Origin of the sequence: Pseudomonas putida (assembly GCF_028682475.1) — a bacterium.
Classification (GTDB): Bacteria; Pseudomonadota; Gammaproteobacteria; order Pseudomonadales; family Pseudomonadaceae; genus Aquipseudomonas; species Aquipseudomonas putida_AG.
Map to the genome: position 1 here is coordinate 135,311 of NZ_JANHLE010000012.1, position 13,570 is coordinate 148,880.

The 13,570-nt window shown below is 62.0% G+C and carries 10 protein-coding genes and 1 pseudogene; 4 read left to right on the forward strand and 7 right to left on the reverse strand.

Going from position 1 to position 13,570, the window contains the following annotated elements; translation table 11 throughout:
* Position 1 precedes the first annotated feature (1 nt).
* The 4 genes and pseudogenes from NPS47_RS12705 to NPS47_RS12720 form a co-directional block, all read right to left on the reverse strand.
* On the reverse strand, positions 2-2,446 hold the full coding sequence (locus NPS47_RS12705) for a TonB-dependent siderophore receptor (protein WP_274295275.1): 2,445 nt from the start codon (positions 2,444-2,446) through the stop codon (positions 2-4).
* Between the two features lie 192 nt (positions 2,447-2,638).
* The gene (locus tag NPS47_RS12710) at positions 2,639-3,517 is read right to left on the reverse strand and encodes a FecR family protein (RefSeq protein ID WP_337993421.1); all 879 of its coding nucleotides are present in this window, start codon (positions 3,515-3,517) and stop codon (positions 2,639-2,641) included.
* 4 nt (positions 3,518-3,521) lie between these two features.
* Positions 3,522-4,028, reverse strand: a pseudogene (locus tag NPS47_RS12715) (RNA polymerase sigma factor); the annotation flags it as partial.
* A gap of 114 nt (positions 4,029-4,142) precedes the next feature.
* Positions 4,143-4,397 carry a hypothetical protein gene (locus tag NPS47_RS12720; RefSeq protein ID WP_038612906.1) on the reverse strand — a complete coding sequence of 85 codons (255 nt, stop codon included), beginning with the start codon at positions 4,395-4,397 and terminating at the stop codon, positions 4,143-4,145.
* A gap of 131 nt (positions 4,398-4,528) precedes the next feature.
* Here NPS47_RS12720 and NPS47_RS12725 point away from each other — a divergent pair, with 131 nt between their 5' ends.
* On the forward strand, positions 4,529-4,849 hold the full coding sequence (locus NPS47_RS12725; protein ID WP_274295277.1) for a DUF883 family protein: 321 nt from the start codon (positions 4,529-4,531) through the stop codon (positions 4,847-4,849).
* 109 nt (positions 4,850-4,958) lie between these two features.
* Here the strand turns inward: NPS47_RS12725 and NPS47_RS12730 are convergent, their stop codons facing one another.
* Together NPS47_RS12730 and NPS47_RS12735 are read right to left on the reverse strand one after the other, a co-directional pair.
* Complete coding sequence (locus NPS47_RS12730; RefSeq protein WP_274295278.1) at positions 4,959-5,585, reverse strand: response regulator transcription factor; 627 nt, start codon at positions 5,583-5,585, stop codon at positions 4,959-4,961.
* A gap of 14 nt (positions 5,586-5,599) precedes the next feature.
* Complete coding sequence (locus NPS47_RS12735; RefSeq protein ID WP_274295279.1) at positions 5,600-7,384, reverse strand: PAS domain S-box protein; 1,785 nt, start codon at positions 7,382-7,384, stop codon at positions 5,600-5,602.
* Positions 7,385-7,586: 202 nt separating this feature from the next.
* Between NPS47_RS12735 and NPS47_RS12740 the strand changes: the two genes are divergently transcribed.
* The 3 genes from NPS47_RS12740 (at position 7,587) to NPS47_RS12750 (ending at position 12,204) form a co-directional block, all read left to right on the forward strand.
* Positions 7,587-9,209: an acyl-CoA synthetase gene (locus NPS47_RS12740; RefSeq protein ID WP_274295280.1), complete on the forward strand. Its 1,623-nt coding sequence runs from the start codon at positions 7,587-7,589 to the stop codon at positions 9,207-9,209.
* Positions 9,210-9,235: 26 nt separating this feature from the next.
* A complete protein-coding gene (locus tag NPS47_RS12745) occupies positions 9,236-11,005 on the forward strand; it encodes an acyl-CoA dehydrogenase C-terminal domain-containing protein (protein WP_274295281.1) in 1,770 nt (589 codons plus the stop codon).
* A gap of 191 nt (positions 11,006-11,196) precedes the next feature.
* Positions 11,197-12,204 (forward strand): FecR family protein, encoded by a 1,008-nt coding sequence (locus NPS47_RS12750; RefSeq protein WP_274295282.1) that lies wholly within the window; start codon positions 11,197-11,199, stop codon positions 12,202-12,204.
* A gap of 30 nt (positions 12,205-12,234) precedes the next feature.
* On the opposite strand, the gene NPS47_RS12755 is transcribed toward NPS47_RS12750, so the two are convergent.
* Positions 12,235-13,554 (reverse strand): Na+/H+ antiporter family protein, encoded by a 1,320-nt coding sequence (locus NPS47_RS12755; RefSeq protein ID WP_274295283.1) that lies wholly within the window; start codon positions 13,552-13,554, stop codon positions 12,235-12,237.
* Positions 13,555-13,570 lie beyond the last annotated feature (16 nt).

Genomic DNA, 13,570 nt, shown 5'->3' on the forward strand with positions numbered 1-13,570 from the left:
CTCAGTAAGCCATCGACCAGGTCAGGGTGTAGGTGCGACCGCGGCCCTGATAGTCATACAAGTACTCCGGGCCGTAGGTGGGCGAATAGAACAGGGTCGCGCGCTGGCCCCAGACCGTACTGTACTGTTTGTCGAGCAGGTTCTGGATGCCGGCACTGAAGGTGCCGAAACCGGTGTCCTGGCTGCCCAGCAAGTCAAAGGTGGTGTAGCCGCTGATCTCGTGATCGGCATCATCCTTGAGGGTGAAGGCGTGGTTGGCTTGCAGGCGCGCACTGCGCCCATCGCCCTTCCAGCCAACGAAGGCCGTGGATTTGGACAGCGAGGCATAACGGGCATCACGCTTAATCCAGTCACCGTCCTTGTCCTCCTCCTCCGAACGCACCAGATGCAGGGTGCTACCGGCTTCCCAGCCACTTTCGAAGTGACGGGTCAGCGCGCCCTCGAAGCCGAAGTCACGGCTCTTCTGATCTTCGACGTTGATGGTCAAGGTGGCCATGTCGGTGGTGATGATCTTGTCCGACCAGATGTAGTACACCGACGCCTGGGCATCCCAGTCCAGATCGGCATAGCGCCAGCCCAGTTCGACCTGACGGCTCTTGATTCCCGCCAGCGGGTTGTCTTCGACGCTCAAGCCGGGTTTGCCGTAATACTTGGCCGGGTCGGGCAGATCGAAACCTTCGCCGTAGTTGGTCCAGACCTGATGACCGTTCTTGAAGTCATAGATGGTGCCAAGGTTGAACAGGTTGACCTGGTAGTCGTTATTACCGCCGGGTACGTTCTTGAAGTCGCCGACATCCACGTCCATCTGCTGGCGCCGGGCACCACCGGAGACGGTCAGGTTGTCGGTCGCGTGCCAATCCAGCTGGGCGTAGTACGACAGGCCATCGACCCGGTAACTGGGATAGCGCGGCGCCTTGCTGGCCTTGTCCAGGTCCAGGCCACCGCTTTCAGACGACGTCAGGGCATCGAAGGTGGTCTGCTCGGCGTTGAAGCGCTCGCGGTCCAGGTCCACGCCGTAGGTCAGCTTGAGCGCGTCCCACTGCTTGGCGAACAGCGCCTTGAGACTGCTTACTTCAAAGTTCTGCTGCGACGCAGCGAAGTACACACCCTTGACGCCCGCCGGCTTGCCGGGGTTGTAGTAGGGGAACGGATAGAAGTTGTCGTCTTCTTTACGGTACGACGCCTGCAGGTAGAAGTCCTGACCGAGCACATCGCTGTGATGGTAATTGGCATTGAGCAACAGACGCTTGGTGCGTGGTTCCAGGTCGGTGGAGTAGCCACTGCGCAGCTCTGCATCCTCCAGGTTCGAGGGCGCATTGTGCTTCAGATTGGGAAAGTAGATCCCGGTGCTGCCGTGGTTGCCCGAATCGTAATACTGGGCCAGCAGGTCGAGGCTTTGTTCGTCGTTGAATTGCAGACCCAGGCTGCCGAGCACATCAATGGTGCGGTTGTACTGCAAGTCGGTCTGGGTGTTGTCGATGAAAATCTGGTCGCCGGCGCCGTCATAGAAGGCTTCGTTCTGCTCGCCGGAAATCCCCAGGCGTGCGTTGACCCGCTCGTTGCCACCGCTGACCGATTGAGCGATGCGCGTCGAAAGGTCATCGCTGTTGTTGAAGCCACTGCTGGCGCCAACCTGGGTCTCGAAACGCGCTGGCCCGGCTTCACCCTTCTTGGTGACGATGTTGATGATGCCGCCCGTGGCGCCGCCGCCGTAGATGGCACTGGCCCCGGAAAGTACTTCGACACGCTGGACGTTGAACGGCGAGATGCTGTCGAACTGCCGCGACAGGCCACGGGAACTGTTCTGGCTGACACCGTCGATCATCACCAGAACGTTACGACCACGCATGTTCTGGCCATAGTTGGTACGCCCTTCCGGTGCCAGGTCCAGGCCGGGTACCAGCTTGCCAATGGCCTCCTTGAGGCTGACACCGCTGTTGATCTGTTCGTTGAGCTGCTGCTGATCAACCACCCAGACGGTGCCGGGAATTTCACTGATCGAAGTGCTGGTACGGGAAGCGACGCTGACTTCAATGGGTTTGAGGCTGACGCTGGCAGGAGTGTTCTGCGCCTTGCGCAGGATTACCGTGCGCGAATCGCTGAACTGCCAGCTCATGCCGCTGCCGGCCAGCAGGTTCTGCAAGGCCTGGGCGATGCTGTAGTTGCCCTCGAGGGCCGGGCTTTGCAAGCCGGCGACGTCGGCGGTGGTATACAGCAGATGCAGGCCGGCCTGGTCGGCGAAGGCGGTCAGGGCCTGGTCAAGGTCCTGGGCTGGCAGCGCCAGGCTCACTTCACGGTCTTGCTGGGTGCTGGATTGCGCGGTATTCACGCTATCGGCCGCGTGTACCCAGACTGGGCCGAGCAGCGCGGCGACGGCGGTGGACGCCAGCAGAGCGTGTTTGAAACTACCGGTGGAGCGGGCGATTGGCTTGAGCGTAGCCTTCACAATGTTCTTCCAGGCAAGGTGTAAATGAGAATGGATTGCTGATCAGTCTCACTACGACGATTGGGCGAAGAAGAACTTGCAGTGCCAACGTGAATTTATTTTTCTGTTCCGATCTATCGCGGGGCAAGCCCGCTCCCACAGGTGCATCACGTTCCCCCCGGTGGGAGCGGGCTTGCCCCGCGATAGCATTGATCAATACACCACAGCCAGCCAAGGCAGATAGGTAACCTTCAGCGCATAACGCTGCTCAAGCGTACGCAACAACCCTTGAGGGTCATCCAGGTCAAACACCCCACTGACCTGCATTGCCCCCAGCTGCTGATCGGACAACACAATGCGCCCATGCTGATAGCGCTCAAGCTCGGCCAGCACCTCGCGCAATGGTTTGCCGTTGAAGATCAGCTTGCCGCGCTGCCAGGCAGTCAGCGCCCCGGCGTCCGCAGTGGCCTGCAACCTGCGCTCACCCACCTGTGCCTCACCCTCGGCAATGACCACGCGGTTATGGCTGCCATCACGACGCACACTAAATACCGCCCCACTCCCCTGCACCGATTCGCCACCGGCCTCGACGACAAAGGGGCGCGGGTCGCTGGCCGGCTCGAACAGCGCCTCGCCCGCCGTGAGCATCAACCGACGCTGGCCATCGCTGAAGTCCACCGACAAGGCACTGCCACTGTTAAGCAGTACCTGCGAGCCGTCGGCAAGGGTAATGCGCTGCTGCTGACCGACGCTGGTGTGGTAGTCGGCGAGCAAGGCCGGCGCCTGTTGCCAGCCACCATAGCCGACCAGCGCCAACACCAGCGAAGCGGCCAGGGCCGAACCCCAGCGACGACGGCGTGGCGCTGGGACCGTCAACTCGGCAGCGGCCCGGGTCTGGCCCAGATCACCCCACAAGGCCTCCGCCTCCTGCGCCGCCTCGGCGTGGGCCGGACTCAACTGCCGCCAACGCTGGTAACGCGTGCGATCGGCGTCACTGGCGTTGCCGGAATGCAACAACACCTGCCAGTCGAGGGCATCGTCGGATAAATCGCTGAGCGGCTGCGGTACAGGCATGGTCAAGGCATCAATCATGGTTGTGTTTGAGCCAGTCGCGGCAATGGCGCAGGGCCTGGCCGATGTATTTTGCCACCATGCTCTCGGAAACGCCCAGCTGTTGTGCGATTTGCGCCTGGGTCAGGCCTTCGACGCGATTGAGCAACAATGCCTGACGAGCGTTGGCAGGCAGCTGCAGCAACGCTTCGTCCAATTGTGCCAGGCGCTCACGGGCCAGCAAGGCAGCCTCCGGTGCGGGTGCCGGGCACGGCACCTGGCTTGCGGCTGCGCTGTCGTCGAGATTGCCGGCCATGCGCTGTTCGCGGCGCAGGGTATCGATGGCCAGGTTGCCGGCCACGCGGAAGATGAAACTGCGCGCATGCAACACCGGCACATCCTGCTGCTCGATCTTGACCAGCTTGAGGTAGGTTTCCTGGGCCACATCAGCGGCCCGCTGACGGTCGCTCATGCGCCGGGTCAGGAACTGCAGCAGGTCATCGTAATGTTCCTGGAAACTGGCCAGCAGCCCGGACACGGGAGACGTCAACATGGAGGGATTCGATGGGCCTTGGCAACGGAAGTCAGACGTTAATGAGAAACAGTATCGTTCAAAAGACCGACAGGTTTCAACGTCCCCGTGTTTTCGCGCCAGCCCAGTTCGGCTTTACTTGGCCGCCGCCATCAGTTTGTTGACTTCACTACGGACCATATTGGCGAACTCGGGCGGCGACATGCCGTCCAGTTCCGAGCGCACCCATTCGGCCCATTTGCCCTTGCGCCGGGGCTTTTCGGCGATCAGCCGCGCGGCTTCGCCCTTGGCCTTGCCCAGGTTGGTCTGCCAGAGCTCGAACAGTCGCGCTTTCTCGTCCTCGATCTGCGCCCGTTCGGCGAAGCTCTTGTTGGCCAGATTGAAACTCATGAGGGGTGTCCTGCCACTGGAAAATAGGCGCTATCTTACACTGTAGCCGCAAGGGCCCGGCAAACCGCTGCAACTTTCCGCGCCCACCGGCATCCATTGTTCAATGCCCATCAATCGACGAGGAAGTGTCCATGGCCAGGAAAACCACGGTGCAAGCCGATGCCGAGCAAATCAAGGATCAGGCGTTCAGCGAATTGCAGATCTTGATCGAAGAGTCGGAAAAACTGCTGCGCGACAGCGCCGCGCTGGTTGGCGAAGACGCCGAAACCCTGCGCGAGCAGGTCGGGCTCAAGCTCAAGCAGGCGCGTGAAGCGATCGGTACTGTGCGCAGCAAGGCGCAGCCGATGGTTGATGCCACTCAGGACTACATTGGTGGTCATCCGTGGCAGACCGTCGCGATTTCGGCGGGGTTCGGCTTGGTGGTGGGGCTGTTGCTCGGGCGGCGGTCTTAGTAGCAGCAGGTGTTTCAAGCCTTCGCTGGCAAGGCCAGCTCCCACAAAGACAGGTGATGCATCAACAACTGTGGGAGCCGGCATTGCCGGCGATAGAGGCGACGCGATTTCAGCGCAAGCTCAATGGCTGCACTACCCCACAAGCAATCGCCATCCCCACCAACGCGGGCAGGTGCTCGGCCTCCATGCGCTTCATCACCCGTGCCCGATACAGGTCCACGGTCTTCACACTGACCTCAAGCTGCTCGGCGATCTCGCGATTACTGAAGCCCTGCACCAGTGGCACGAACACATCCCGCTCACGCGGGGTCAGGCTGTCAATCCGCGTCTGCACCGCCGCACGCGCGCAGCTGCCCGCCAGCGCCTGGACTGAACGCTCGAGCGCCGCCTGGACTGCGTCCAGCAACAGCTGGTCGTTATAGGGCTTTTCAATGAAATCACAGGCACCGGCCTTGAACGCCCGGACCACGATCGGGACGTCGGCATGACCACTGAGGAAGATCACCGGCAGGTCGACGTCGCGCGCGCGCAAGGCCTCTTGCACACTCAGCCCGCCCATCCCGGGCATGCGTACATCGAGCAACACACAGGCGGGCAAGTGTGCGTCACAGGCCTCCAGAAACGCCTGGCCACTGGTAAAAGGCAACGCCTGAATCCCGACCGACTCCAGCAGCCAGACTGTGGAATCGAGCATGCCCTGGTCATCGTCGACCACATAGACTTTCGGTTGCTGCATCACACTTCCTCTGTTCAGACACTTGCCACTGGCGCCAGCCGGCAACACAAGGTCAAGCCACCCGCCGCACCCGGCAACGCCTGCAAAGTACCGCCAAAGCCCTCGATGATACTGCGGCTCATGCTCAAGCCAAGCCCCAGGCCTTCCGGCTTGCTGGTGTTGAAGGGAGTAAAAATACCGTCCAGACGCTCTGCCGACACACCGGGGCCCTGATCGCTGACCTGTATCTGTACTTGCCCTTCGCTCAGCGCGGCGCTGAGCACGATACGCGAGGGTTGGCCCTGATGCTGCTCGCGGTTGGCGTCGATTGCATTGCGCAACAGGTTGAGCAGTACCTGTTCGAGCAAGACCCGGTCGGCATAGACCGCAGGTAGCGGATCGCCGATCTCCAGCTCGATGCTCACCTGGTCGCGCGCCGCCTCCCAATCGCACAGGCGAACCGCTTCACTCGCGACATCGGCAACGGCCAACGCCTGCAAACGCCGCGGCTCCTTGCGTAAGAACGCACGCAAGCGTTTGATCACTTCGGCGGCGTGGGTCGCCTGTTCGCTGATGCGCTGCAAGCCCTGGGCAACCCGCGGGGCGGCCTGCGGATCACGATCCAGGGCTTGCAGATAACGCTGACTGGCCCCAGCGTAATTAACCACAGCGGCCAGCGGCTGATTGATTTCATGCGCGATGCCGGAGGCCAGTTCGCCGAGCGTGATCAACCGCGCGCTGTGGGCCAGTTCGTCTTGATGGCGGCGCTGCTGATTTTCGCGCAATTCGCGCTCGGTCATGTCGCGGGCTACCAGCGAGTAGTAGCGCTCGCCACCGGTGCCACGATGGGCCAGCAGCACCAATGACACCGGAAACGCCGCAGCGCCCTGCCAGGGAACCAGCCGAGTCTCGGCGTGCCAGACCCCCGACTGTTCGGCGCACTGCCAGCCTTCGCGGTCCAGGCGTTGCTGCAAGCCTGGATCGAGCAATGCCTGTAATCGCGGCAATACCTCTACTTCCTGCAACCCCAGCGCCCGTCGCGCCGAACGATTGAGGTAACTGAGGTGGCCGTCGCGGTCGGTGAACAGCACCAGGTCGGTGTTGGCCTCCACCACTTCGGCCAGGCGCCTGCGGTTCTCCTGCGCCTCGATGCGCACGCTGATGTCTCGTGAGACGCTGACAATCTCCACCACCGCCCCGGTATAGGTTTCGCGAATTGCCCGGCTGGCAATCTCGAACCACAGGTCGCGACCGTCGCGATGACGCACGCGGCAGGTCATGGTCTGGTAACCGTCCTGCTCCAGGGCCTGGGCGGCTTGCAGCAACGCCTGCTGACGGTCCTGGGGATGAAACAGTGAGTGCACTGCGACCCCGCGCAGTTCCTCGGGCCAATAGCCAAGCAAGCGATAGGACGCCGGCGAGGAATCGAGAAAACAGCCGTCGGGGCTGTGCCGGGAAATCAGGTCGGTGGTGTTTTCGGTGATCAGTCGATACAGACGCCGGGCCTGGCTGGCCTCACGCTCGGCCAGGCGCTCGGCCGTGGCGTCACGGCATCGCGCCAGCACCTGAGCGGTGCTGGCGGGAATCAAGGTCCACAGCAGGATCCTGTCAGCCACCGCCGCTTCGACATCACTGATGGCGCGCGCCTGGTTCAGGCAAGCGTTGACCAGCGCCTGGACGTTACTCGGCAACCAGTAGTCGACCGTACGCGCCGGCCAGGGCCCGAGCATCGCCTGCAAGGCCGGATTGACTGCCAGCACGGCTGCAGATGCATCCAGGATGAGACTGGGCTGTGGGTCGCTGGCGAGCAAATACGTCATGGCGGTGCTCAACGAGTTGTGTTTAAAGCGCCTATAGTACTTCTACTATATTGCTATAGTCTATCTTCCAAGTACCATAGCGTTTCACGTAAAAATTGTGACACCTGAAGGGCCTGCCCTTCACGACACCTGATCAGAGCTAACAATCAGCCACCGGGGGTTGCAGTTCGCCATACGGGCGCCCCCTGCACAGGAACCATTCATGTCGATCTTCTCCCAGGGCCTGGCGCCCGCCCCTGTCAATCACCAGGCCCTGAGCCCCCTGAGTTTCATCGAACGCACGGCAGCGGTCTACGGCCAGTACCCGGCGGTGATTCATGGTGCCATCCGGCGCAACTGGCAACAGACCTACGAACGCTCCCGACGCCTGGCCAGTGCCCTGGCTGGCCGCGGGATCGCTCAGGGCGATACGGTAGCGGTGATGCTGCCGAACATTCCGGCCATGCTTGAAGCGCACTTCGGTGTGCCGATGATTGGCGCTGTGCTCAACGCCCTCAACGTACGCCTGGACGCCGAAGCCATTGCGTTCATGCTCGAACACGGTGAAGCCAAGGTGCTGATCACCGACCGCGAGTTCCACAAGGTCATCAGCGCAGCGCTGGCGCTGATGGAATACCCGCCGCTGGTGGTCGATGTCGATGATCCGGAATACGGCGAGGGCCAGGCGGTCAGTGACCTGGACTATGAGGCCTTTCTCGCCGAAGGCGATCCCGAATTCGCCTGGCAATGGCCCGAGGACGAATGGCAGGCCATCTCGCTGAACTACACCTCCGGCACCACCGGCAATCCCAAAGGCGTGGTCTATCACCACCGCGGCGCCTACCTCAACGCGCTGGGTAACCAGATGACCTGGGCCATGGGTAACCATCCGGTCTACCTGTGGACCCTGCCGATGTTCCACTGCAACGGCTGGTGCTACCCCTGGACCGTCACGGCGCTGGCGGGCACTCATGTGTTCCTGCGCCGCGTCGACCCGCAGAAGATCCTCACCCTTATCCGTGAACATCAGGTGACCCACCTGTGCGGTGCGCCGATCGTGCTTAACGCCCTGATCAACATGCCTGACTCGGCCAAAGCGGCCATCGACCACCCGGTCAACGCCATGGTCGCCGGTGCCGCGCCACCGGCCAAGGTCATCGGTGCAGTGGAAGAAATGGGCATCAAGGTCACCCACGTCTACGGCCTGACTGAAGTTTACGGCCCGGTGACCGTGTGCGCCTGGCACGCTGAATGGGACGAGCAGCCGCTGGCTGAACGGGCGCGGATCAAGTCGCGTCAGGGTGTGCGCTACCCCACTCTGGAAGGCTTGATGGTTGCCGACCCGCAAACCCTGGAACCGGTGCAACGCGATGGCAACACCCTGGGTGAAATATTCATGCGCGGCAACACGGTGATGAAGGGCTATCTGAAAAACCCCGAAGCCACGGCCGAAGCCTTCCGCGGCGGTTGGTTTCATACCGGCGACCTGGCGGTCTGGCATGCCGACGGCTATGTGGAAATCAAGGACCGGCTCAAGGACATCATCATTTCCGGCGGCGAGAACATCTCCACCATCGAAGTCGAAGACACCCTCTACAAGCACCCGGCCGTCCTCGAAGCCGCCGTGGTTGCCCGCCCGGATGACAAGTGGGGCGAAACGCCCTGTGCCTACATCACCCTCAAGGTGGGCTTCGAGCAGACCCGCGACACCGACATCATCAGTTTCTGCCGTGAGCACCTGGCGGGCTTCAAGCTGCCCAAGACCGTGGTCTTCAGCGAACTGCCGAAAACCTCCACCGGCAAGATCCAGAAGTACCTGTTGCGCGACTGGGCCAAGGCGCTCTGATCCCCCTTTGACAGCGAGAAATCCGCATGCCTGAATTCAATGCTCCACTGCGCGACATGCGCTTTGTCCTTCATGAAGTGTTCCAGGGCCCGGCCCTGTGGGCACGCCTGCCGGCACTGGCCGAACGGGTGGACGCCGATACCGCCGATGCCATCCTCGAAGAAGCGGCGAAAATCACCGGCCAGTTGATCGCCCCGCTCAACCGCAATGGCGATGAACAGGGCGTGACGTTTGACGCAGGGCAAGTACGCACCCCGGATGGCTTTGCCCAGGCCTGGCAGACCTACCGCGAAGGCGGCTGGGTCGGCCTTGCCGGCAACCCCGAGCACGGTGGCCTGGGCATGCCGAAAATGCTCGCAGTGCAATTTGAAGAGATGCTCTATGCCGCCAACTGCAGCTTCAGCCTCTACTCGGCGCTGAGCGCGGGCTGCTGCCTGGCCCTCGACGCCCACGCCAGTGATGAGCTCAAGGCTACTTATCTGCCGCCGCTGTACAGCGGCCAGTGGGCCGGCACCATGTGCCTGACCGAGCCACATGCCGGCACGGACCTGGGGATCATCCGCACCAAGGCGGAACCCGTTGCCGATGGCAGTTACCGCATCAGCGGCACCAAGATTTTCATTACCGGCGGCGAACAGGACCTGACTGAAAACATCATCCACCTGGTCCTGGCCAAACTGCCCGATGCCCCGGCCGGGCCCAAGGGTATCTCGCTCTTTCTGGTGCCCAAGTTCCTGGTCAATGCCGACGGCAGCCTGGGCCCGCGTAATCCGGCGCACTGTGGCTCGCTCGAGCACAAGATGGGCATCAAGGCCTCGGCTACCTGCGTGATGAACTTCGACGGCGCCACTGGCTACCTGATTGGCGAGGCGAACCGCGGACTGGCGGCCATGTTCACGATGATGAACTACGAGCGCCTGTCCATTGGCATCCAGGGCATCGGCTGCGCCGAAGCCTCCTACCAGAACGCCGCGCGCTATGCCCAGGACCGCCTGCAAAGCCGGGCACCCACCGGAGCGCAGGCGCGCGACAAGGTCGCCGACCCGATCATTGTCCACCCGGATGTGCGCCGCATGCTGCTGACCATGCGCGCCCTGACCGAAGGCGGACGTGCCTTCGCCACCTATGTCGGCCAGCAACTGGACCTCGCCAAATACGCTGAAGATACCGAAGAGCGCGACCTCGCCCAGCGCCAGGTAGCCCTGCTGACGCCCGTGGCCAAAGCGTTCTTCACCGACAACGGCCTGGAAAGCTGTGTGCTCGGCCAGCAGGTGTTCGGCGGTCACGGCTACATCCGCGAGTGGGGTCAGGAACAGCTGGTGCGCGATGTGCGCATCGCACAGATCTATGAAGGCACCAACGGTATCCAGGCCCTCGACCTGCTCGGTCGCAAGGTGGTGGCGGAGGGTGGCCGGGCACTGACCGAGTTCACTGAACAGATCCGCCGTTTCTGTGATCAGGACACGCCCTACCGCGAGCCACTGCTCAAGGCCACCAACGACCTGCTCAGCCTCAGCCAGTGGCTGTGCGAGCAAGCCCGCGAAGACGCCAACGCGGTCGGCGCCGCCTCGGTCGAATACCTGCAACTGTTTGGCTATGTGGCTTATGCCTACATGTGGGCGCGCATGGATGCCGTGGCCGCAGCAAACATGGCGCAAGACCCGGCTTTCTACGCAGCTAAACGCGCAACCGCGGCGTTCTTCTTCGCTCGCCTGTTACCACGCACCTTGTCGCTGCAAGCCAGCATCCGGGCAGGCAGCACCTCGCTGTTCAGCCTGGCTGGTGAACACTTCTGAACCCGCTCACTACCGTCAGTCGCCCACGGTAGCGCGGCATACCCCGTCATCGGACGGGGTATGGCTGTGAATTCAGTGCTTTTAGCGGATTTTTCCCGGTGAAAAATCTTACAACTGATAGTCATTCGCCATTATTCCGGGTTCTCGCCGCCTACGCTGCAAGGGTAGAATAGGCAAAACCGGGAGCCTTGATGAACCACACCAGCCACAGCGCCGACGAACACGATGCCATCAGCGATGCCGCCGCGCATTGGTGCCTGCGTTTGCAAGCTGAGGACTGCACAGCAGCCGAACGCCAGGCGTTTGCGCAATGGTTGGCTGCCGACCCGCTGCATGCTCAGGAATACCAGGCCATGCTGGATATCTGGCAGACCGCCGATCATCTGCCACGCAGCGCCACCCCTGGTAATGTCATCCACCTTCCCCGGCGTCGCCAAAGCGCCTGGCGCCACTATGCCTCGGCCGCCGCCATCGCTCTGGTGGCGCTGCCGCTCGGTGCCTGGGTCGGCTGGGAACAAGGCTGGCTGCCCAACCACTACCAGTACCTGGAAAGCGGCGACGCCATCAGTCATGTGGTACTCAGCGATGGTAGCCAGGTCGAGCTGAACCTGGGGACCGAACTGCGCTTCACCAACTACAAGGACCAGCGCCGGGTCACTCTGGTCAAAGGCGAAGCCTTCTTCAAGGTCCGGCACGACAGCCTGCACCCCTTCGTCGTGCATGCAGCCCAGGGCCAGACCCGCGTCACCGGTACCCAGTTCAATGTCTGGAAGTATGAAGATCAGGTCAAGGTGACCCTGGTCGAAGGTTCGGTGCTGGTCAGCAGCGATGCCAATGACAGCGATGGCGGCTATCGCCTGGGCCCGGGCATGCAGGCCAGCTACCAGACCGGTGACTACGAACCACGCCTGAGTCAGACCTACGCACATGACACCAGTCTGGCCTGGCGCAACGGCAAACTGATCCTCGACAACCTGAGCCTGGCCCAGGCCCTGCCGCAGATCAACCGCTACCTGGAGCAGCCACTGCGACTGGCCGACGAAAACACCGGCAGCATTCGTATCAGTGGCATCTACGACACGACGCAGATCAAGCGTCTGGTCAGCAACCTGCCCAAGGTGTTGCCGGTCTATCTGACCCGCAACAAGGACGGCAGCATGCTCCTCAACCGTATCTCGCCACCGCCGGCACGGGGCTGAGCCTTACACTCATCCCCGCGCTGCTGCGCACTATAGCGTCATTGCCGCCAGCCAGCCGAACGCCAGCAGTGGCAGGTTGTAGTGAATGAAGGTCGGCACCACGGTGTCCCAGATGTGGTGATGCTGGCCGTCTACGTTCAAGCCGGAGGTCGGGCCCAGGGTCGAATCCGAGGCCGGTGAGCCGGCATCACCCAGTGCACCGGCGGTGCCAACGATGCACACTGTGGCAACCGGATCGAAGCCCAACTGCACACACAGCGGCACAAAGATCGCGGCAAGAATCGGCACCGTGGAAAACGATGAGCCGATGCCCATGGTCACCAGCAGCCCCACCAGCAACATCAGCAGTGCGCCGACACCTTTGCTGTGGTCGATCCACAGCGCCGAGGTCTCGACCAGGCTCTTGACCTCACCGGTGGCCTTCATGACCTCGGCAAAACCGGAAGCGGCAATCATGATGAAGCCGATCATGGCCATCATCTTCATGCCTTCGGTAAACAGGTCATCGGTGTCCTTCCAGCGCACGATGCCCGACACCGAGAAAATCAGAAAACCGACCATGGCGCCGATGATCATCGAGTCCAGCCACAGCTGGATGATGAACGCCGCCGCGATGGCAACCCCGGCAACCAGCAGGGTCAGCGGGTTGTAGCGCACCGCTACCTGCTCGACCTGCTCGATTTTTTCCAGGTCGTAGACACGCTTTTTGCGGTAACTGAAAAACACCGCCAGGAGCAGGCCGAACAGCATGCCCGCCGCCGGGATGGCCATGGCGTGGGTGACGTTGACTGCGCTGACATCCACCCCGCTACGACTGACGTTGGCCAGCAGAATCTCATTGAGGAAGATGTTGCCAAAGCCCACCGGCAGGAACATGTAAGGCGTGATCAAACCAAAGGTCATCACGCAGGCCACCAAGCGCCGGTCGATCTGCAGCTTGGTCAGGACATAGAGCAGCGGCGGCACCAACAGGGGAATGAAGGCAATGTGGATGGGCAGGATGTTCTGCGAGGAAATCGCCACCAGCAGCAGCAAGCCGATCAGCAGCCATTTGACCTTGCCACCATCGGCATGCCCTTGCTTGCCAACCATCGCCAGGGCGCGGTCGGCCAGGGCATGGGCCATGCCGGACTTGGCAATCGCCACCGCAAAGGCACCGAGCAAGGCATAGGACAAGGCCACGGTGGCACCGCCGCCGAGCCCACCGTTGAATGCTTTGAGCGTGCCTTCAATTCCCAGGCCGCCCACCAATCCGCCGGCCAGCGCACCGACGATCAGGGCGATCACCACATGCACGCGGGACAGACTCAAGATCAGCATGATGCCGACCGCGGCAATTACTGCATTCATTCCTGTGACCTCTAGA

Excerpts from the sequence above, each read along its gene's own strand:
- NPS47_RS12710 (WP_337993421.1), bottom strand. The coding sequence starts at position 3,517 with ATGATTGATGCCTTGACCATGCCTGTACCGCAGCCGCTCAGCGATTTA.
- NPS47_RS12720 (WP_038612906.1), bottom strand. The coding sequence starts at position 4,397 with ATGAGTTTCAATCTGGCCAACAAGAGCTTCGCCGAACGGGCGCAGATC.
- NPS47_RS12725 (WP_274295277.1), top strand. The coding sequence starts at position 4,529 with ATGGCCAGGAAAACCACGGTGCAAGCCGATGCCGAGCAAATCAAGGAT.
- NPS47_RS12730 (WP_274295278.1), bottom strand. The coding sequence starts at position 5,585 with ATGCAGCAACCGAAAGTCTATGTGGTCGACGATGACCAGGGCATGCTC.
- NPS47_RS12735 (WP_274295279.1), bottom strand. The coding sequence starts at position 7,384 with ATGACGTATTTGCTCGCCAGCGACCCACAGCCCAGTCTCATCCTGGAT.
- NPS47_RS12740 (WP_274295280.1), top strand. The coding sequence starts at position 7,587 with ATGTCGATCTTCTCCCAGGGCCTGGCGCCCGCCCCTGTCAATCACCAG.
- NPS47_RS12745 (WP_274295281.1), top strand. The coding sequence starts at position 9,236 with ATGCCTGAATTCAATGCTCCACTGCGCGACATGCGCTTTGTCCTTCAT.
- NPS47_RS12750 (WP_274295282.1), top strand. The coding sequence starts at position 11,197 with ATGAACCACACCAGCCACAGCGCCGACGAACACGATGCCATCAGCGAT.
- NPS47_RS12755 (WP_274295283.1), bottom strand. The coding sequence starts at position 13,554 with ATGAATGCAGTAATTGCCGCGGTCGGCATCATGCTGATCTTGAGTCTG.